We start from the raw sequence: 1,266 nt of genomic DNA on the forward strand, positions 1-1,266 counted from the left end.
AAATCCCGCCGGGTGATGATTGCATCCAGCATGTTGGGGTCCTTTGAGATGGATGGCTTGGGGCGGCCGCTCTCAGATGCGTCCTCTCTTCAAGGCGGAGGACTTGTGGGTCGGGAGCGGGCGCGCGGGAAGAAGCCCTGCGCGGTCGACGCCGCGCTTTGTGATAAGGCTTGTTCCTGTTGGAAATTTTAGCCAACACCTCCTCAGGGCCGCTACGACAAAAGAAGGTTAGGTAGAAACACCTAGGCGCCGTTCAAGCCGTTCCATGAAAGGGCGCCTCACCACGCTTTCCCGCGCACCGCTCCCGCTCCGTCAGAACCCGATCCGCCTCGCGCTCCGTCCGGCGGTCTTCAGGGCGCACTCCTCCTCGAGGCGACTGATCAGCTCTTCGGCCGTGCGTACGGGCTTCATCAGGGAGCATCGGAGGACGGCGTCGAAGTCGCCCGGCGTGAGGCGCTCGAGCCGGCCGATCCGCCGCGCGAACCCGTCGGGGTCGCTCGGTGCGGGAAGACCGAGGGCCTCGAGGTGCCGGCGGGCGAGCGCCTGCGCCTGCGCGGGCGCAAGGTAGTCGAACTTCACCTTGAGGTCGAAGCGGCGGAGCGCCGCGCGGTCGAGCGTCTCAACCAAGTTGGTCGTCGCGCAGAAGATCCCGTCGAAGGCCTCGATCTGCGTGAGCATCTCGTTCACCGCGGTGGTCTCCCAGGAGTGACTGTTCCCGGAGCGGTCGAGGAGGAACGAATCGGCCTCGTCGATGAGAAGCACCGCACCCGCCTCCTCGGCCTCGCAGAAGGCGCCGGCGATGTTTTCTTCGGTCCCGCCGACGTAGCGGTCGAGGAGGTCGCTCGCGCGCTTCAGAACGAGCGGTCGCCCGAGTTCGCGGGCGAGCCACCGGACGCAGGCCGACTTTCCCGTCCCGGGCGGTCCGTAGAGGCAGAGCCGCCCGCGGCCCGCCCGGGCGAGCCCATCACGGACCGCCCCCAGGTCCGCGTCGGCGTTCACGAACGCCGCGTCATATACCGCGGGCAGCGTCGCTGCGGACTTCGGGAGCCCTCGAAGTCCCTGCACGCGCAGCGTCCCGTTGATGAGGGACGCTGCCGCGTCGTCGCGCGCCTTTTCGGTCTGGAGCTCGAGCCGCCGGAGCGCCTCGGCCGCACGGGTCACGACCGCGGGCGCCGCACCTTCGGCCGCGGCGATCCGGTCGAGGAGCTCCCCGCTCACGAGGCCTTCGAGCGCCCGCGCGGCGATGCGGCGGCGGACGTCGGGCGG

At 69.2% G+C, this 1,266-nt stretch carries 1 protein-coding gene; it reads right to left on the reverse strand.

Annotated elements, in window-relative coordinates:
• Positions 1–312 precede the first annotated feature (312 nt).
• Positions 313–1,266: AAA family ATPase (locus ACT6Y9_RS11000; RefSeq protein ID WP_443744560.1), on the reverse strand; the 954-nt coding region annotated here is incomplete at its 5' end.

Origin of the sequence: Sutterella sp. (assembly GCF_052272535.1) — a bacterium.
Classification (GTDB): Bacteria; Pseudomonadota; Gammaproteobacteria; order Burkholderiales; family Burkholderiaceae_F; genus Sutterella.